16 protein-coding genes are annotated in these 18,720 nt (G+C 46.1%); 10 read left to right on the forward strand and 6 right to left on the reverse strand.

Annotated features, from left to right (window positions below):
- Positions 1 to 42: 42 nt before the first annotated feature.
- A complete protein-coding gene (locus QP794_RS12125; RefSeq protein ID WP_285076819.1) occupies positions 43 to 1,389 on the forward strand; it encodes a dihydrolipoyl dehydrogenase family protein in 1,347 nt (448 codons plus the stop codon).
- A 262-nt stretch (positions 1,390 to 1,651) separates the two neighbouring features.
- Positions 1,652 to 2,260: a DUF1349 domain-containing protein gene (locus QP794_RS12130; RefSeq protein WP_285076821.1), complete on the forward strand. Its 609-nt coding sequence runs from the start codon at positions 1,652 to 1,654 to the stop codon at positions 2,258 to 2,260.
- Between the two features lie 202 nt (positions 2,261 to 2,462).
- Here the strand turns inward: QP794_RS12130 and QP794_RS12135 are convergent, their stop codons facing one another.
- Positions 2,463 to 2,936, reverse strand: a complete 474-nt coding sequence (locus tag QP794_RS12135; RefSeq protein ID WP_285077429.1) for an SET domain-containing protein — start codon at positions 2,934 to 2,936, stop codon at positions 2,463 to 2,465.
- 245 nt (positions 2,937 to 3,181) lie between these two features.
- On the opposite strand from QP794_RS12135, the gene QP794_RS12140 reads away from it, so the two are divergent.
- Entirely contained in the window at positions 3,182 to 4,738 is a 1,557-nt protein-coding gene (locus tag QP794_RS12140) for an ABC-F family ATP-binding cassette domain-containing protein (protein WP_024633827.1), read from the forward strand.
- An 89-nt stretch (positions 4,739 to 4,827) separates the two neighbouring features.
- Here the strand turns inward: QP794_RS12140 and QP794_RS12145 are convergent, their stop codons facing one another.
- A complete protein-coding gene (locus tag QP794_RS12145; RefSeq protein WP_285076824.1) occupies positions 4,828 to 5,388 on the reverse strand; it encodes an NAD(P)H oxidoreductase in 561 nt (186 codons plus the stop codon).
- Between the two features lie 176 nt (positions 5,389 to 5,564).
- Here QP794_RS12145 and QP794_RS12150 point away from each other — a divergent pair, with 176 nt between their 5' ends.
- From QP794_RS12150 to QP794_RS12165, 4 genes are all read left to right on the forward strand, one after another.
- On the forward strand, positions 5,565 to 5,954 hold the full coding sequence (locus tag QP794_RS12150) for a winged helix-turn-helix transcriptional regulator (protein ID WP_285076826.1): 390 nt from the start codon (positions 5,565 to 5,567) through the stop codon (positions 5,952 to 5,954).
- 215 nt (positions 5,955 to 6,169) lie between these two features.
- The gene (locus QP794_RS12155) at positions 6,170 to 8,014 is read left to right on the forward strand and encodes an assimilatory sulfite reductase (NADPH) flavoprotein subunit (RefSeq protein ID WP_285077449.1); all 1,845 of its coding nucleotides are present in this window, start codon (positions 6,170 to 6,172) and stop codon (positions 8,012 to 8,014) included.
- Positions 8,015 to 8,068: 54 nt separating this feature from the next.
- Complete coding sequence (gene cysI / locus QP794_RS12160) at positions 8,069 to 9,790, forward strand: assimilatory sulfite reductase (NADPH) hemoprotein subunit (protein ID WP_285076827.1); 1,722 nt, start codon at positions 8,069 to 8,071, stop codon at positions 9,788 to 9,790.
- A gap of 210 nt (positions 9,791 to 10,000) precedes the next feature.
- On the forward strand, positions 10,001 to 10,717 hold the full coding sequence (locus QP794_RS12165; protein ID WP_024633833.1) for a YebC/PmpR family DNA-binding transcriptional regulator: 717 nt from the start codon (positions 10,001 to 10,003) through the stop codon (positions 10,715 to 10,717).
- A gap of 90 nt (positions 10,718 to 10,807) precedes the next feature.
- On the opposite strand, the gene QP794_RS12170 is transcribed toward QP794_RS12165, so the two are convergent.
- The 4 genes from QP794_RS12170 to QP794_RS12185 all read right to left on the reverse strand — a co-directional run bounded on the left by QP794_RS12170 (position 10,808) and on the right by QP794_RS12185 (position 13,438).
- Positions 10,808 to 11,293, reverse strand: coding sequence for a DMT family transporter (locus tag QP794_RS12170; RefSeq protein WP_094936803.1), 486 nt, complete (start codon positions 11,291 to 11,293; stop codon positions 10,808 to 10,810).
- Between the two features lie 18 nt (positions 11,294 to 11,311).
- A complete protein-coding gene (locus QP794_RS12175) occupies positions 11,312 to 12,010 on the reverse strand; it encodes a Crp/Fnr family transcriptional regulator (RefSeq protein WP_285076829.1) in 699 nt (232 codons plus the stop codon).
- A gap of 36 nt (positions 12,011 to 12,046) precedes the next feature.
- Positions 12,047 to 12,472 carry a DMT family transporter gene (locus QP794_RS12180; RefSeq protein ID WP_079344274.1) on the reverse strand — a complete coding sequence of 142 codons (426 nt, stop codon included), beginning with the start codon at positions 12,470 to 12,472 and terminating at the stop codon, positions 12,047 to 12,049.
- 168 nt (positions 12,473 to 12,640) lie between these two features.
- A complete protein-coding gene (locus QP794_RS12185) occupies positions 12,641 to 13,438 on the reverse strand; it encodes a Nif3-like dinuclear metal center hexameric protein (protein ID WP_285076832.1) in 798 nt (265 codons plus the stop codon).
- 225 nt (positions 13,439 to 13,663) lie between these two features.
- On the opposite strand from QP794_RS12185, the gene QP794_RS12190 reads away from it, so the two are divergent.
- The 3 genes from QP794_RS12190 (at position 13,664) to QP794_RS12200 (ending at position 18,718) form a co-directional block, all read left to right on the forward strand.
- A complete protein-coding gene (locus QP794_RS12190; protein WP_285076834.1) occupies positions 13,664 to 14,269 on the forward strand; it encodes a biliverdin-producing heme oxygenase in 606 nt (201 codons plus the stop codon).
- A gap of 78 nt (positions 14,270 to 14,347) precedes the next feature.
- The gene (locus QP794_RS12195) at positions 14,348 to 16,855 is read left to right on the forward strand and encodes a diguanylate cyclase domain-containing protein (protein ID WP_285076837.1); all 2,508 of its coding nucleotides are present in this window, start codon (positions 14,348 to 14,350) and stop codon (positions 16,853 to 16,855) included.
- Positions 16,856 to 17,053: 198 nt separating this feature from the next.
- Positions 17,054 to 18,718: a TerB N-terminal domain-containing protein gene (locus QP794_RS12200; protein WP_285076838.1), complete on the forward strand. Its 1,665-nt coding sequence runs from the start codon at positions 17,054 to 17,056 to the stop codon at positions 18,716 to 18,718.
- Positions 18,719 to 18,720 lie beyond the last annotated feature (2 nt).

Genomic DNA, 18,720 nt, shown 5'->3' on the forward strand with positions numbered 1-18,720 from the left:
GCGTTTGTATTTCACGGTTACACATGAAGAGGAGGAGTCAACATGACACAACAACCTTATGATTTGATCGCGATTGGAACCGGGAGTGCCGCAAGTTCTGTGATTAGCCGCTGCGCCGAAGCTGGATGGAAAATTGCCGTAATTGATGAACGAGAGTTTGGCGGAACCTGTGCATTACGGGGCTGTGATCCCAAAAAAGTACTTGCAGGAGCAGCTGAACTTATCGACTGGAATGAACGAATGAAGGGCAAAGGAGTGGAAGGTAACGCCTCTATTCGGTGGTCGGAGCTGATGGCGTTCAAGCGAACATTTACCGAGAGTGTTCCGAGAGCCAGTGAGGATAAGTTCAAACAGGCCGGGATGGATACGTACCACGGCAAGGCTTCTTTCGTCGACGAAGATCACATTCGTGTAGGGGACGAAGTCCTGCAGGGAAAACATATTTTAATCGCAACAGGTGCGCGTCCAGCCCCACTTCCTATTGATGGTGCAGAGCATCTGATATACAGTGATGATTTTCTTGATTTGGAACAGCTGCCGGATAAATTGGTTCTGGTGGGTGGCGGTTACATTGCTTTTGAATTTGCACATATTGCGGCCAGAGCTGGCACGGAAGTCCATATTATTCATCGAGGCGAAGAGCCGCTGAAACAGTTTGATTCCGAACTGGTGCACCTTCTGCTGAAAAAATCCGAAGAAGTAGGCATTCACGTGCACTTGAATGCGGAAGTGAAGGTGATTCGTCAGCAGGGCAACACGTATGTGGTTAGCGGAACCCGTAATGGGGCGGATCATCAATGGCAATGTGGACTTGTTGTCCATGGAGCCGGACGTATTCCGAATATAGAGGGGCTTGAACTGGAAAAGGGCAATGTGAGCTATACGAAAAAAGGTATTATCGTTAATGAGTACTTGCAAAGTGAAAGCAACTCAAGAGTCTTTGCAGCTGGTGATGTGTCCGCCACGGAAGGACTTCCACTAACGCCGCTTGCAGGCCAGGAATCACGCGCGGTATCCTTGAATCTGCTTGAAGGCAATCATCACAAACCCAATTATAAAGTGATGCCCTCGATTGTATTTACCGTGCCATCCCTGGGTTCTGTAGGCCTCGATGTCGAGCAGGCCAAGAAAGAGGGCTACGAGGTGAAGGTAAATGACATGTCGAAATGGTATACTTATAAACGTACGAATGAAAAATTTGCCATGGCTAAAGTTATTACTGATAAGGCAACGGGGCGTATCCTGGGTGCCCATGTATTGGGTGGCAAAACAGAAGAACTGATTAACCTGTTCGCGATGGCGATTCAGTTTGATTTGACGACCGATCAGTTAAACACCATGAATTTTGCATATCCTACAGCCGCCTCGGACTTGGGCTCTTTAATTTAGATGAACTCACGTGTTGTAATTTGTGTCTATATAAAGTAGAAAGAAGACTAGACGAAACGGAAAGTGCTGAACCAATCTGAAGAAGCGGAGCGTTCGCCTTTATCCCCGGATTTTTCCATTTAAAAATGGATCAAAAAAATCTGGGGATAACAGCGATCGGAAGATGGTTCTGCAATTGAAGTGTCAGAGTGTCATAGACTTCAGTTCATTTTATATGGTAACGAAGATACAAGACGTGAAAGTGGAAGGAAGGGAAGAAATCATGTCAGCTAATTTTCATCGGATTCATGATGCCGAGTGGACAACTGAACCTGCCCAGGCACGAACGGAAGGTGACCGTCTGATTGTGGAGGCACAGGAGGGCAGTGACTTCTGGGAGAAAACCTTTTATGGTTTCTGTCATCAGAATGGACATGCCATGCTTGCGCCATGGGATGGAACCAAGGCAGTTGAAGTCTCATTTGATCTGAGTTCATTCACGGAATTATATGATCAGGCCGGATTGATGCTTTGGCACAGCCAGGACCAATGGATCAAGGCGGGGGTTGAAGTAAACGACGGCGTGGCTCATGTAGGAGCTGTCGTAACGGATCGATTTTCCGATTGGTCGCTCTCACCTGTGCCAGAGTGGGGTGGGCGTATCGTTACCATTCGGGCTTCATATCATGACGAAGCGGTGGTCATTCGCGCCCGTACGGACGAGCATCCTTGGCGCACGATTCGTGTAGCGAGGTTTGCCTATCCGACGAACAAGCAGGCCGGACCGTTTCTCTGTTCTCCGAAGCGTGCCGGGTTCGAAGTTGCGTTTACGAAGTGGAAAATGACTGAACCGGATCAGGATCTGCACACCGACCCTCCCATTGCCGATTAAAATTGGTTCGATGTTGGGAAATGTGGTGAAAACGCAATAAACTAAACAAGCCAGTCTTCCTTGGTGGAGGACTGGCTTGTTTAGTTTTCCTTTAAAGACAACGACATAGCCGCTGTATCAAAGCTACAACGGATGAGGGAGCAGCTTATTAAAGTCTTGTTCACATGAAGTAGACCTACTGCTGTAGTTTATCATCAAGATCTTATTTGCTTGAGTCCTTGTCCTGGGACGCTGATTCAATGTCATCAGCATCCTCGTCGCTATCATTTGTTTCGTTCAACTCACGCATACGTTCTTCGTAATCATCCAGAAACCAAAGCGGGTCCATATTGTCTTCCTGGCCGTTATAATTGATCAGTACTTCTTCACCGGCTTTGATATCTGTATAGGCATAGAAGTCAAAGGTATGGTTTTCGAAGTTGATATCATAGGTGGCATTGGGTTGGTAGGAATGGTTGATCAGACTGCCATAACCCAACAGGATAGCCGTATGGTTGGCTCCGTATTCAAATACGTAATCTTCGAGAATTGTTTTCTCCACATGCTCGTGGTCTTCATTGGGATAAGGGACAACCGGAGCCTGATGGATCAGCTGGCCTTTTGGAATGTCTACGGTCGCAAATACGCCGCGGTTAAATTCCCCATCACCCAATTTGGATTGTTTCACTTCAATCATCATGTTCACCTGATGCTCTCCAAGAGAGCTCCATTCTTATAGTAGTAAGTCGTTTAAGGAAAAATTTTAACCCATCCATACATATAAGGCAAATGCCATCGGTTTCAGTTTGAGTGGATCGAGAGTCGAAATGCAGGACATTTCATTGAAAAATGGTGCTAAATTTACAATATGGCGTTGAGTTGTGCATGATATAACGATTATAATATACAAAGAATTAAGTCTATATAGAAAAGGTGTCATGAATGAGCATATTAAATGTCGAAAAATTAAGTCACGGTTTTGGTGACCGTGCTATCTTTAACAACGTTTCTTTCCGCCTGCTGAAAGGCGAACACATTGGACTGATCGGGGCCAATGGTGAGGGTAAATCGACCTTCATGAACATTATTACTGGTAAACTCCAGCCGGATGAAGGCAAAGTGGAGTGGTCCAAACGCATGCGTGTCGGATATTTGGATCAGCACGCCGTGCTGAACAAAGGACAATCCATTCGTGATGTACTTCGTGGTGCGTTCCAGTATTTGTTCGACATGGAGCAGGAAATGAATGATATGTATGGCAAGATGGGCGATGTAACTCCTGAGGAACTGGAACAGCTGCTTGAGGACGTAGGTACGATTCAGGATACGTTGACCAATCAGGATTTTTACATGATCGATGCCAAAGTGGACGAGACAGCACGCGGTCTGGGTCTAACCGATATCGGTCTGGACAAGGACGTTAATGACCTTAGTGGTGGACAGCGGACGAAAGTACTGCTCGCCAAGCTGCTGCTTGAAAAACCGGATATTTTGCTTCTGGATGAGCCTACGAACTATCTGGATGAATTGCATATCGAATGGCTGAAACGCTATTTGCAGGAATATGAGAATGCCTTTATTCTGATCTCGCATGATATCCCGTTCCTGAACAGTGTAATTAACTTGATCTATCACATGGAAAATCAGGATCTCACGCGTTATGTGGGCGATTATGATCACTTCCAAGAGGTTCATGAGATGAGAAAACAACAACTGGAGTCGGCGTATAAGCGCCAACAACAAGAAATTGCCGATCTCAAGGATTTTGTGGCCCGGAACAAGGCCAGTGTGGCTACGCGCAACATGGCGATGTCCAGACAGAAGAAGCTGGACAAGATGGATGTCATCGAAATTGCCAAGGAAAAACCGAAACCACAGTTTAATTTCCGTGATGCCAGAACGTCCGGCAAGCTCATTTTTGAGACGAAGGGCCTTGTCATTGGATACAATGAGCCGTTGTCGAGACCACTGGACCTGCGAATGGAGCGTGGACAGAAAATCGCCCTCGTTGGTGCGAACGGTATCGGTAAAACAACCCTGATGCGCAGCATTCTGGGCGAGATTCAAGCACTGGAAGGAACCGTTCAGCGTGGTGAACATCTGGAGATTGGGTATTTCCAACAAGAGATGAAGGAAGCGAATTACAATACCTGTATCGAAGAAATCTGGCAGGAGTTCCCGTCCTATACCCAATTTGAAGTGCGTGCTGCACTCGCAAAATGCGGACTGACTACCAAGCATATTGAGAGCAAGGTTGCGGTACTGAGCGGTGGCGAGAAAGCCAAAGTACGTCTCTGCAAACTGATTAATAATGAAACGAACCTGCTTGTACTCGATGAGCCGACGAACCACCTGGACGTTGACGCCAAGGATGAATTGAAACGTGCGCTCAAAGCATACAAAGGCAGCATTCTGCTGATCTCTCACGAACCTGAATTCTATCGCGATGTGGTTACAGAGACATGGAATTGTGAGTCGTGGACAACGAAGGTGTTCTAATTTCAAAGCCCTCACTGGATGAAATATGAACCAGCATACAGAAGACAGCGCCATGGTTAAATGGACGCTGTCTTTTTGCATTGCAACGGTTATTGGTAATGTCTGCCGAGTTGATACGCTTGCTCCAGCAAGCCTTCAATATGTTCTTTGGATTCCGATAACGTCTCGTAGAGGAATTCCACTTGTGACTCTTGTAATTTGGCATAGCCAGCAATCCCGTTATTTAAATAATTCGTGATCATGTTGTAATAATCGTATTTATGGAATGAAGCCTCTGTACCTCCAGCTAGAGCAATCCAGAGTACCTTTTTGGAGTTAACCCTGTTCAGCAGTCCCATGTTCCATACCTTGTCCAGATAGGCTTTGAGCATGGATGGGACGTTGTACCACCATATCGGAAAAACAAATACAATGGCATCAGCCGCAAGCACGCGATCCAACTCTTTGCGAATCACAGGGGCATGCTGCTTGTCGGGATTTTGCCAATCTCGCTCATCTTCTACGCTATATAACGGATCAAATCCATCACGATACAGATCGAGAATATCAATTTCGTGGTGATTCTCCTTCATTCCTTCTATAAAACGATTCATCACGGCAAATGTTAGGGAATTCTGTCTTGGGTGAGTAACGACCAGTTTGACTTTCATGTAGGAGTAACCATCCTTTTTTCTTCATTTTTGGTTTAACGTTCTGACCAATGTTATTATAAGGTTCATGACATCTTATTGAGAAGTACGCACCTTCGAGTGCTGTAGAAACCTTGAGGTTCTTCGGTTACTAATAATAAGGGATATACATATATGTGATTTAAGGGGGATTACGAGTGGAACATGAACTGAAAAAATATGAAAGCGGAGTGCAGGCAATGCTGGAACTGGTCGGTGGAAAGTGGAGGATTCTAATTCTGTATCAGTTGATATCAGGTAAAAAACGAACAAGCGAACTTCGCAGAGCCATTCCCGGCATTACTCAAAAGGTCCTTACCCAGCAGCTGCGTGATCTTGAAAAGAATGAAATTATCCACCGGATTATTCATCCCCAGATTCCGCCCAAGGTAGAGTATGAGCTGACCGAGTATGGCCTTACTCTGCAGAATATCATCGATCGCATCTGTCTGTGGGGAGAGAATCATCTGGACAGAGTATATGGAGATAAAAGCAAAGTGCTGGAGAATCATTTTAGCGAATATATTCCGCATTACCCTTCTACCTAAGCTTGCGGCCAAATGAATATTAAAAACAACAACCGTCCTGAATTGAAAAGGAGGGTATTTGTTGTTTATTTGTCCTTTATCAGCGAAACTGATAAATGCTATAAAATCATCGAAATTGACCCTTACCACCGGGTATGGTAGGTTCAAGAGAGTAGAAATTAATATGATCATTTTAGTAGGAATTAAAATTGAAGCAATGCGCGAGGTGGCAAATGGTGGAACTTCAAGTGACAAACAGCCCTTTTAATCAGGAACAGGTTGAGCTGCTCAATCGCCTTATTCCTACATTGAACGATGGACAGAAAACATGGTTAAGCGGATATCTGACAGCCATTCAGGGAACTGCAGCTTTAACTGTACCTGTTGGTGTTGCACAAGTGCAACAGACTGTACCTTCAGCAGGGATAACTCCTGCAAATACACCAGCGGTGTCCAGGGAAGTTACAGTACTCTTTGGATCACAAACGGGGAACTCCAGCGGACTCTCCAAGAAACTGGCGAAAAAGCTGGAAGAGCAGGGGCTTCAGGTGACCCTGTCGGCAATGGGAGATTTTAAACCGAACGGACTGAAAAAAATAGAGAATCTCCTCATTATTGTCAGCACACATGGAGAAGGCGAACCGCCGGATAATGCGATACCATTGCATGAATTCCTGCATAGCAAACGAGCTCCGAAGCTCGAAGGATTGCGTTACTCCGTATTGGCGCTGGGAGATACTTCGTATGAGTTCTTCTGCCAGACAGGAAAAGATTTTGACAATCGTTTGCAGGAGCTAGGCGGAACAGCGCTTGTACCACGTGTGGACTGTGATGTTGATTTTGATGAAGCAGCCGCAGAGTGGATGAATGCTGTACTTGCTTCACTCAGCAGCTCATCGGATGCTGCAGGTACGATAACCAGTGAAGCGGTTGTAGCTGCAGTAAGCAGCGGGGAATCGGAATTCAACCGCACGAATCCATTTAAGGCAGAAGTGCTGGAAAATCTCAATCTGAACGGAAGAGGATCGGACCGGGAGACGCGTCACATTGAACTGTCCCTGGAAGGTTCCAATCTGGAGTATGAACCGGGTGACAGCCTGGGTGTATTCCCTGAAAATCATCCACGCTTGGTCGATGAGCTGATTGCAGCCATGGAATGGAATGCGGATGAGCGCGTTACGGTGAATAAAGCTGGGGACCAGGTATCGGTACGTGAAGCATTGCTGCGTTATTTTGAAATTACAGCGGTAACCAAACCGGTTGTTGAACAGCTTGCGAAGCTGAATCCGGAAAGCGGGTTGCCCGCTCTGCTCGCAGATGATTCGGAATTTCGCAAGGTGATGAACAGCTGTGACTTGCTCGATCTGGTACATGACTATGGGCTTAAAGGTATTCCGGCTGCATCATTTGTAGCGGTGCTTCGTAAAATCCCGGCACGTCTATATTCGATCGCCAGCAGTTCGAAGTCTTTCCCGGATGAAGTTCATCTGACCGTTCGCACAGTACGTTATGATTCACGTGGCAGAGAGCGCTACGGTGTATGCTCTGTTCATCTGGCTGAACGAACCGAAATCGGTGATACATTGCCTGTCTTTATTCAGCAAAATCCTAACTTCAAACTGCCGGAGAACCCGGATGCTCCAATCATTATGATTGGGCCAGGTACAGGTGTTGCTCCGTTCAGATCGTTCCTTGGAGAACGTGAAGAGACGGGTGCAGGAGGCAAGACATGGCTATTCTACGGGGATCAGCATTTCTCCACCGACTTCCTGTACCAGACCGAATGGCAGCGCTGGCTTAAAGACGGCGTTCTTACGAAGATGGATGTGGCTTTTTCCCGTGATGCGGAAGAGAAAGTATACGTACAGCATCGGATGCTGGAACACAGCAAAGAGCTGTATCAGTGGCTGCAGGAAGGTGCAAGTGTATATATCTGTGGTGACGAGAAAAGAATGGCACATGATGTTCATGCTGCACTCGCAACAATTCTTGAACAAGAGGGTGGTTTAACACCTGAACAGGCAGCAGAATACTTGACACGGTTGCAACAGGAAAAACGTTATCAGCGGGATGTGTATTAATTTCAGAGTATATGCCAGATAAGGCATTCCGTAGATACGAGAGGAGAAAGCAGCATGGCTTATAATAACTTACTTAACCCGCAGCGCACGAACAGCGATGTGGAAGATATAAAGATCAAAAGTAACTACTTGCGCGGAAGCCTGACTGAAACACTGGCGGATCGAATCAGTGGAGCAATTCCCGAGGACGATAACCGCCTGATGAAACATCACGGAAGTTATATGCAAGATGACCGTGACTTGCGTAATGAGCGGAATAAATCCAAGCTGGAGCCTGCTTACCAATTCATGCTGCGTGTGCGTGCTTCCGGAGGGGTTGTTACACCCGAACAATGGCTGATGATGGATCGCGTTGCGCATAAATATGCGAATGAGACGATTCGTCTGACGACACGCCAGTCATTTCAACTGCATGGTGTTCTCAAATGGGACCTCAAAAATACCATTCGTGAAGTGAATGATTCGTTACTCAGCACCCTTGCTGCGTGTGGCGACGTCAACCGGAACGTGATGTGCAACCCGAATCCGGATCAATCGGATATTCATGCTGAAGTATATGAATGGGCATGCCAGGTGAGCAATCATCTTGACCCGCGTACCCGTGCTTACCACGAGCTGTGGCTGGATGGGGAGAAAATTATTGATTCACAGGATTCGGATGAAGAAGTGGAACCGATTTATGGCAAAGTGTATTTGCCGCGTAAGTTCAAAATCGGAATTGCCGTTCCTCCATCCAATGATGTCGATGTATTTTCACAGGATCTGGGCTTTATCGCGATTGTGGAGAACGGCATGCTGCAAGGCTTTAACGTTTCAGTCGGCGGTGGTATGGGCATGTCTCACGGTGATCCGAAGACTTATCCTCAGGTGTCCAAAGTCATTGGTTTCTGTACACCAGAGCAAATGATTGATGTCGCGGAGAAGACGGTTATGATTCAGCGGGATTATGGGGATCGTGCAGTCCGTAAACATGCCCGGTTTAAATATACAATCGATGACCGCGGCCTGGCCTGGTTCGTGGAGGAATTGACCAGTCGTCTCGGCTGGAAGCTGGATGCGGCGCGCGAGTTCCATTTTGATCATAATGGAGATCGTTATGGCTGGGTGAAAGGCAGCAATGGCAGATGGCATTACACCTTGTTCATTCAGAATGGACGAGTGAAGGATGTGGACGGTTATCCGCTCATGACGGGTCTGCGTGAAATTGCCAAGGTTCATACTGGAGATTTCCGTCTGACAGCTAACCAAAACCTGATTATTGGTAATGTTAGCAGCCAGAAGAAGAAAAAGATTGAAGCGCTGATTCAGCAATACAATCTTACCGATGGCGCTCATTACTCTGCGCTCCGGAGAAGTTCTATGGCTTGTGTGGCGCTTCCGACTTGTGGTCTTGCCATGGCAGAATCCGAACGTTATCTGCCTTCCCTGATCGACAAGCTGGAGCCTGTACTGGACGAAGCGGGACTGAGAGACGAAGAAATTGTCATTCGTATGACGGGTTGCCCGAACGGCTGCGCTAGACCAATGCTGGCTGAGATTTCGTTCATCGGCAAAGCTCCGGGGAAATACAATATGTATCTTGGCGGAAGTTTTACAGGGCATCGTTTGAACAAATTGTACAAAGAAAATATTGGCGAAACCGAAATTTTGGAAACTTTGACTCCAATGGTGAATCAATATGCCAGAGAGCGCAATGATGGTGAGCATTTTGGAGATTTCGTCATTCGTGCCGGTTATGTGCCTGAAGTGCTGGATGGTCAGCAATTTCATGCTTAATTAGTTGAATTCGTGAAGAGAAGCATTCCTTATGGAAATGCTTCTTTGGCGTTTTTGGGTCGTTTTCTTTTGGGATTTCTAAACGTGGCAAGGTGGAATTGACTTGCCTTTTACCATTATTTCGTGAGTCTAAACTTGTTGAAGTACGCTCAACAAGATATAATGACTAGGTAGAAAGCAGATTATATGTTGAAAGTGAGCGGAAACGATATGGGTCGTAAGTGGAATAATATTAAAGAAAAAAAAGCTTCAAAAGATGCAAATACTAGCCGGGTCTATGCCAAATTCGGCGTTGAGATTTATGTAGCTGCCAAGAAGGGCGAACCGGACCCGGAAGCGAACCGCGCACTGAAAGTCGTGCTGGAACGTGCCAAGACGTATAACGTACCCAAAGCCATTATTGATCGCGCCATGGAAAAGGCAAAAGGCAGCGGGGACGAGAATTATGAAGAATTGCGTTATGAAGGATTCGGGCCTAATGGTGCCATGGTCATCGTGGATGCCCTCACCAATAATGTGAATCGTACTGCACCGGAAGTGCGCTCCGCATTTAACAAAAACGCGGGTAATATGGGTGTGAGTGGTTCAGTTGCGTATATGTTTGATCCTACCGCGGTAATCGGGGTTGAAGGCAAAACTTCAGAAGAAGTGCTTGAGCTACTGCTTGAAGCGGATGTGGATGTACGTGATATCGTGGACGAAGATGAATCGGTTATCGTATACGCTGAGCCAGACCAATTCCATGCGGTACAGGAGGCGTTCAAAGCTGCTGGCGTTACCGAGTTTACCGTAGCCGAGCTGACGATGCTGGCGCAAAACCATATTGAACTTCCAGAGGACGCTCAAGCCCAGTTCGAGAAGCTGATCGATGCGCTTGAAGACCTTGAAGATGTGCAGCAGGTGTACCATAACGTAGAGTTCGTTTAATGTGAATTAACGATACTTACTTGTATCAATTGCCAAAAAGAGTGTCTGGCCAATCAACGGGATTGGACAGACACTCTTTTTATTGTTCTTCTAGGAGTCGGATTGCAACGCACCAGGAGATTTTTTCGATTTTGCAGACTTGCTGCCGCCAAACTTGAACAACAAGATACCGCCCACGATGACCAGAACCCCGAGAAGCTGGTTCCACGAGAATGGAATTTGCTCCAGTCCAAGCCAACCCATGGAATCAAACAGCAGGGCAAAACTTAACTGGGAGGTGAGTACGATAGAGATGGCAAAGGTAGGACCGAGCAGCTTCATTCCCTGTACGAGACAGAAGACCACCCCAACACCGATGGCTCCGCTAAGCCAATACCAGGGCTGCATGTGCTGGAAGCTGAACGTATTTTTCCCCTCCACCACCAAAGAAATCAGAAACGATGCAATAAACCCGGTGAAAAGCACCATCGTTGTTGTGGACCACGAGCCGGTACGTTCATTTACTTTACTATTAAAGATGGTCTGCAGACTGACAAGAGAGCCTGCCAGTAACGCAAGCAAAATACCTGTAATAATCATAGGATATAGATCTCCTTATTCATAGATGTTATGACCCGCCACTTCTGCCAGACCCGCTCGATCTTTGACCATAATAAATCCCTGATCCCGGATAATTAATCCATCCGCACACAGTTTCTGAATCACCCGATTCAAATGCCGATAACTTGTGCCGATGAGATTTGCGATATCTGTCAAATTGAAAGCGTCCAGCTCTTCGTGGACAACGGCCCCCGCTTCTTCTGTAGAGATGGAGAGCAGGTAGCTGGCTAATCGAACCTCAACGGGATACATCAGGTTGAAGTTGGAGAAGTTCGAATCAATATAAAACTTGTGAGAAATAATTTTGAGCAGAAATTTCAACAGGGGTGCGTAATCGCTGGCGAGTTCAGCTAACCATTGATAATGAATACGCAGCATCACGACAGGTGAGACCGCTTGTACGGTGTTCACGATGTCGCTCTCCCGAACGTACTCGACATCACCAACGACTTCAAGTGGTGTTTTGAAACAAAGAACGAGTGTTTTATCCTGTGGTGAGGTCGTGAAGATTTTGATTTTCCCCTCGACCAGCACGTATAAATATTCGGAAGTTTCGCCTTCACGGCAGATCAATTCGCACTTCTCGAAATGGCATAACGTCATATGCGTACGCAGGGGCTCGTGAAATACCGATTCGAGTTGATACTGCTTCAAATAGTGCAATAATTGATGCTCATTCTGGTATTCTTCCATAATGTATTTCACCCCCGACTATATACTCGACACCAGCTACAGTTTCATAATAATGACGCCCGTTACCATTAATGCTATACCCAGAAACTGCGGTAGTTTCATTTTTTGCTTCACGACGCCGAACCATCCGTTACTGTCGACCAGAAAGGTCAGGAACAGCTGTGCAATCAACAGGGCTGAGATCGTAAAGGTTACTCCGATTTGCTGGATTGCCGTGACTTCGCTGAAAATAATCACTGCCCCAAATGCGCCCCCCGCCAGGTACATGGGCTTCACTTGCTTCAATCCTTGCAGGTTGATGTCACGTACAAATACCAGGATCAGAGCCGCCAGTATGAACCCGGTGAGCTGTGTAATGGTTGCGGCTTGCCACGTTCCTATGTCCGTACTGATTCGGGTATTGGCAACCCCTTGCAGGGTAATGCATGCACCGCCTAATAGTGCAAAAATAATTCCTCTCATGGTTGTACTCTCCTTGTCGCGTCATTACTTCTTCGATTTCTATTAAATGATATATCCACTCGAAAAGCCAAGGACAAATGTCCTCAGCTCAGAAGTTATAGCATTTAGAGTACAACAAAGGCTCCGCAAAATCCACACGGAATCCTGTTTAGAGCGTTATTCTGAAAATCAAAGTACTTGATATAACGGTTGCTCACCTATAAAATGAACAGCCAATTCCGGGAAAGCCGCAGCCAATCTATCAGACAGAAGCTTCATTCCCGAAGCCTCACTCTCGGCATGGCCGATCATAAGAAGAGCCTTTTGTTTTCCTTGCTGCACGGCATCACGTATGTACTCCGGTGTCTCCCATTCGAATCCTTCACCTGCAATAATGAGATCAAGATCTTCCTGCCCAAGAAGAGGAATGGTCAGATTGCCGTTGCCTCGAAAACCTACAAGCACCGCTGCGCGTCTGCATGCCATCTTTGGATCACCAGCTAGGCGTACATATGTGATCCCAAGCGAACGTTTAATATGTTCCGCAATAAACTGAACTGTCATACCTTCTGGAAAGGATAGAAGGTCCGCTTCCGGTTTACGCTGTACCACATAAGAGGACCATCCTAATGAATGAATCAATCCTTCCGTAATGCCATCCGGTTGAAAGCGGTGAATTGCATCATGGCAGCGATAGATTGCAATTCCACCGTTTTCGATTAGTTTTCTCTTGGTTTCATAGACCGGATCATCAGTCAGCCAATCGTTATGACTATGATGATTATAGAAGGGAGGCTCATGAGCGATGATCAGGTTGGCACCGCGTTGTATAGCTTGCTCAATCACATGTTGTGTAGGCATAAAAGTTACAAAGATGCCTGTGACCGTCTGGTTGGGAGAGCCCGTAATTAGGTGATCCACGGTGTTTTCTGGTAGATTAACTTTGGCTGTGAGATGGTTTATAACATGTTGAATGGTTATACTCATATGTATCATTCCTCCAATGACAGGTATGCAAACAGTGTATCATTTTGAGGGATGAACAGCAGTATCTACCTGATTCATATAGTTTTCTCTTACAAGAGAAAGTATACTTACATAGAGTCTTTATCTAGATTAAATGAAGTATCCATTCAAACCTGCACTGAACATTTAGTTAAGTATACGTTTTAATTCTGATGAAGAGATCCGACATAGAAGGGCGATGATTACATGACAGCCAGTACGATTATGGAACGTCTGAAGAGTGAGACAGCTCATTATCACAGACAAGTGGAACAGAACGATTATGCCAAGGCTATTATGAATCAAACCGTTAGCTTGGAAGATTACAAGACATATCTGGAGAAATTCTACGGGTTCCTGAAACCATTGGAAGATCAGGCTGTACAGCAGCCTTTCTGGGAAAGTACGGGACTGGATTTCGAGATTAGAGGAAAAACGAATTTACTTGAAAATGACCTGCGAAATCTGGGCGCCAGTGAAGAAGAAATCAGCCAGCTTCCTTTATGTAAGGAGCTTCCGGATATCTCGACTCCAGCAAGGTTGTTTGGCTATCTATACGTCATTGAAGGATCTACGAACGGAGGTCAGATCATGACGAAGCGCTTGTCACAGTTCCTGCCGATTGAAGCAGATCGGGGGCTGGAATATTTTAATGCCTATGGTACGGAAACCAGAACGAGATGGGCAGAGTTCACGGAGCTGCTGCGTCAATCCATCACAGCGGAAGAAGATCACGATATTATGGTGCACACGGCTTCGGAAACGTTCCGATTACTCGATCAATGGATTAATACAAATACAGATCATTTATAAGTTGAAATAAGAGTTATCACATCATGAGAGGGGATTTTTCAGGCTATGCCCGAATCGAAATCCAGGAAAGAAAATAATATGCTTAACCGTACATTGCTCAATCAGGGTACGTACACCAATGATCCAATTGATTTAAACAATTGCGACAAAGAACCCATTCATATCCCCGGCTTCATTCAACCTCATGGTGTGCTCTTGGCTGTGACCACCAACAATATCCCGACGATTGTACAATGCAGCCAAAATACAGAAGAACATCTCGGTCTTACTGTGCAGGAAGTGATTGGTCTGCCACTTGAGCATCTGATTGGCAAGGATAATATCAGGCAGGTGCTGGCATGCAACTTCAGTGCATCTGTAACATCAGACCTGCAATATATGGATCTCACGATCAACGTATCTGGAAAGGCTAAGGTCTTCACTTCTGTCATTCATGAAAGTGAAGGCTTGTTGATTCTGGAGCTGGAGCCTTCTTATGAAAAAGGGAACATGGAAGGTAATGATTTTGAGTGGATTTCCAGATTCTTCAGCCGCATTAAGAGTACGGACAATCGGGTGGAAGCGAGTCAGATTGCAGCAGAACAAGTGAAAGAAATGCTCGGCTATGACCGGGTCATGATCTATGAATTTGACGAACAATGGAATGGGAAGGTCATGGCAGAAGCACGCGAGAAAGATCTCGAACCGTTTCTCGGACACCATTACCCCGCGTCTGATATTCCCAAACAGGCGCGCGAGTTATACCTTCGCAATTGGTTGCGCACCATTGTGAACGTGAATTATCAGCCTGTGGAGATTGTTCCCTTGCTGCAACCTTTGACGGGCAAACCGCTTAATCTGAGCTTGTCGGTTCTGCGCAGTGTATCCCCGTTACATATTGAGTATTTGCAAAACATGGGGGTAGGCGCAACCGTAACCATTTCCCTGATTCATGACAATCAACTGTGGGGCCTGATTACATGTCATCATAATTCAGCCAGATATATACCTCATCGTGTTCGGAACTTGTGTAACTTCCTGGGCTCCTTCTTCTCAAGTGAACTGTTCCAACGTCAGCAGTTAGATGACTATCAGGCTGAGATCAGGTCACGTGAAGCAGCTACCCAAGTTGCAAATATCTTTATTGGCAATACAAGTCCAGCGAGAATTATTGAAGAGCTGCAGGGTGAAGAGCAGACCTTACTGAGCCTGATGGATGCTTCGGGAGCTGCGATCTGCTATCAGGACAAGCTGTTGTTATATGGCGATACGCCAGCAAGAGAGCAAGTGCGGGAACTGGCGGCATGGTTGGCAGGCAAGTCGGAAGATTACAGTTATCACACCTCCAAACTGAGTTTGGAATATGATCCTGCTAAAGCTTACAAGGAAAAAGCATCAGGTATTGTGTATGTTGCCATATCCCCTGGGCAGCATCACTTTATCATCTGGTTCCGTCCTGAAGTGGTTCAGCTTGTAGATTGGGCAGGGGATCCGGCCAAAGCAGTGATCAAAACCGATGATGGCATGCGTTTGTCTCCCCGGAAATCCTTTGAAAAATGGAGAGAGGTCGTTCAGTCTACTTCTTACCCATGGACAACGAAGGAACTGAATGTGCTGCCATTGCTCAAAAGCATTGTGCGCCGTCAAACGGAGAACCAGCTGGCTCAGGCGGAGGAACAATCTTTACAGAATGCACGTGTTTTGCGGCAAAATGAGCAGCGCTACTTGCAGTTGATGGAGTTTTCCCCGGTGGCCTTTTTTACGTTGACGGATGGATTCATTATTTATTGCAATAACAGGGCAGCTGAACTGCTTGGCTATGAAAACTCCAAAAATCTCACCGGCAAGGACTTTAGAGGGTTTGTGCCTGACAAGACAAGAACGATTTTGCAGCAAAATCTGGAGGAGCTGAAGCTCAATAATACTCGTTTGTTTACCAACCAGGCGTACTTCACCACAGCAACGGGCACGTCTTTGCTGCTAGAGATTACACTGGCTTCTGTTACGCATGCAGGCAAACCTTCAGTGATGGTCCTTCTGAACAGTGGAACCTCCCATCATGATCAGGATTATTATACGGAGACAACCAGTCAGCTCCAGAACTATCTCAACACAGATCCGTTAACAGATATGCCGCTTCAGACGATATTCAAATCCCAGCTTCAGGATGATTGGGACGAATGTTTGCAGGAGAAATGCAGTTTGGGTCTATTTATTATTGATATCGATGATTTCCGTTCATATAATGCATCTTATGGACTTCAAGGCGGCGATCTGTGCCTGCAATGGATTGGAGATGTACTTACGGTTGTTAGTGAACAAAATAATGCCGTCATTTCACGTCTTGGGGGAGGAACCTTCATGATGAAACTGAAGAGTGCGACCTCGGAACGTTCAGCGGAGCTTGCCGAAGAAATTAGACAACATGTGCTTGCACTTCAAATTCAGAGGGATCTGTCCAGTCCAAGTGAAGTAGTCACTGTTAGCGTTGGCGGTGCAGTAATGGTTCCCGAAGAGACGCTGATGATGTCGGATCTAATGGAAAAAGCCAGTCAGGCCCTTGCTCAAGCCAAGAGTGGTGGGAAAAATCGGGCTATCGTGGTTTGACACGAAGTTGTACCAGGTCTTGCTGTAAAGAATACAGCTAAATGGTAAAGAGGGAAGGGGTTTAAACTGGATATCAGTTTGAATGTCTTTCTTTTTTTCTGCTCAAAAGGAAAGTATTATTTTCATCACCGCAGGCAAAGGACAAGTGTTATAATGTTCAATATGGATACACTTGTTCGCATTCACACGTAGAGGACGGTGAAACGGAATTCAATGAAAGAGGATTCAAGACAACTGGAATTTATGGAGATAGATCTGAGCGAAGAGCCCATCACAGCGGCAGTCCCGGTTCCTGATCGTTCAACGATTGTCCGTGCTGATTTTGATATAAGATTGCCTGGCGGCATATTGTCTTCGGAGAAAAGGTTTGTCGAGGAAGCAAGGCAGCTCATGGAAGTGAAAGGCGAGCAGGCTCCCTGGATTCCATTCATGAGTTATTGGCCGACCTATGGTGTAATGAACGAACCCCAGCGAAAGTGGTATATGTATTGGAGGACGGAAGTCCGGCAAGGACGTTTCCCTGATACGGATCTGTCCTATCTGTTTGTTCATATTTATGAATTGATTAACGGAATTGGTTGGCAGGAACCCCAGGAAGGTTACGACCAATTAAAACAGCTATGGATGAACTATCGTGAACGGCTCCCGCAGTTGGATGTATATATGCAGGAGTGGATCATTGATTATGGCTTGGTACATGAGTTGAACATATCATTATCCGAGATGGTGGAGCTTTCGAGCGGGTATTTGCCACCGGAGATTCTCGACATGGAATTGAAGCGGCTGTTAAACGGCAATGTATCAGATATCTCATTGAAGCTGTTACAGAGATACTATGACTATGACATTACGCTTAGCAAATTTTACAGGGATGGCGGCAAGCAAGTTCTGGAACAATACATTCCCCGAGTTATGGCTTTGGTGGATACCTATCTGCTGCGTACACGCAAGGCAGGCATACTGGATCAGTTTCAGCTGAATCGTGAAAGGACTATGGAACGCACGCTGTTTCGAAAAGCCGTATATGACGACTCGATTTATGGAAAATCGGTTCGAATGTCATATGTTCCGATTGGAGAGCATGCAGATTTTGTCCAGTTTGTAACCCGGGTTTTTCGATGCACGGAAAATAAATGCCGTGAACTGCTCGGTTTCAGAGGGCGGCTCCGCGGAAAGACCCTTGAACCTGAGCTTGCGGACGTGATTGAACGTTACCTGGACAAGGTCTTTGCCATCGAGCAAATGCCAGAAGTAGAGCAACCGATAGTCCGAATTGATACAGAGAAACTTGCTTCGCTGCAGCAGGAAAGCGAATATGTGCGGAGAGCACTCATGATTGAGGAAGAGCATGTGACTGAAGATAGGGATACAAACCATGCGACCGATGTGAGTAACAGATCTGATGGGTTGGGAACCTTGGCAGAGAATGAACAGAATAAGGGCAGTCAAGGCCCTATGATCATTCAGAACTCAGTGGATAAAGCTGAAGGAGAAGATGCTAAGCGATCTAACCAACTGGAGGCTGACGTCGAGAAGAAAATTAATTCTGACCGAAGACAAGGAAGCGGAGATTCGGAGTCATTAACCCTTCAATGGGAAGAAACCGTTTCAGCTAATCTGGATGAAGAATGGAAATTTTTCTCGAAGCAGCTTTCTCCAAGGCATGTAAGGACAATTCATGCCCTGCTTGGAGATAATCCGGATACGGAGCTGATGCAAGTGGCAGAGCAATACGGTACGATGCCTGCACTCCTGTTGGATGAAATTAATGATATAGCCATGGAAACGATTGGTGACCTTTTGATTGAAGGCGATCGGATGGTATCGGATTATATGAATGTGTTTGAACATGTGAAGAGGTGATT

This window comes from Paenibacillus sp. UMB7766-LJ446, assembly GCF_030226665.1.
In the GTDB taxonomy this organism is placed as follows: domain Bacteria; phylum Bacillota; class Bacilli; order Paenibacillales; family Paenibacillaceae; genus Paenibacillus; species Paenibacillus vandeheii.

What these genes read in the sequence shown, in the direction of transcription:
- QP794_RS12125 (WP_285076819.1), top strand. Translation starts at nt 43, where the DNA reads ATGACACAACAACCTTATGATTTGATCGCGATTGGAACCGGGAGTGCC.
- QP794_RS12130 (WP_285076821.1), top strand. Translation starts at nt 1,652, where the DNA reads ATGTCAGCTAATTTTCATCGGATTCATGATGCCGAGTGGACAACTGAA.
- QP794_RS12135 (WP_285077429.1), bottom strand. Translation starts at nt 2,936, where the DNA reads ATGATTGAAGTGAAACAATCCAAATTGGGTGATGGGGAATTTAACCGC.
- QP794_RS12140 (WP_024633827.1), top strand. Translation starts at nt 3,182, where the DNA reads ATGAGCATATTAAATGTCGAAAAATTAAGTCACGGTTTTGGTGACCGT.
- QP794_RS12145 (WP_285076824.1), bottom strand. Translation starts at nt 5,388, where the DNA reads ATGAAAGTCAAACTGGTCGTTACTCACCCAAGACAGAATTCCCTAACA.
- cysI (WP_285076827.1), top strand. Translation starts at nt 8,069, where the DNA reads ATGGCTTATAATAACTTACTTAACCCGCAGCGCACGAACAGCGATGTG.
- QP794_RS12165 (WP_024633833.1), top strand. Translation starts at nt 10,001, where the DNA reads ATGGGTCGTAAGTGGAATAATATTAAAGAAAAAAAAGCTTCAAAAGAT.
- QP794_RS12175 (WP_285076829.1), bottom strand. Translation starts at nt 12,010, where the DNA reads ATGGAAGAATACCAGAATGAGCATCAATTATTGCACTATTTGAAGCAG.
- QP794_RS12180 (WP_079344274.1), bottom strand. Translation starts at nt 12,472, where the DNA reads ATGAGAGGAATTATTTTTGCACTATTAGGCGGTGCATGCATTACCCTG.
- QP794_RS12185 (WP_285076832.1), bottom strand. Translation starts at nt 13,438, where the DNA reads ATGAGTATAACCATTCAACATGTTATAAACCATCTCACAGCCAAAGTT.
- QP794_RS12190 (WP_285076834.1), top strand. Translation starts at nt 13,664, where the DNA reads ATGACAGCCAGTACGATTATGGAACGTCTGAAGAGTGAGACAGCTCAT.
- QP794_RS12195 (WP_285076837.1), top strand. Translation starts at nt 14,348, where the DNA reads ATGCTTAACCGTACATTGCTCAATCAGGGTACGTACACCAATGATCCA.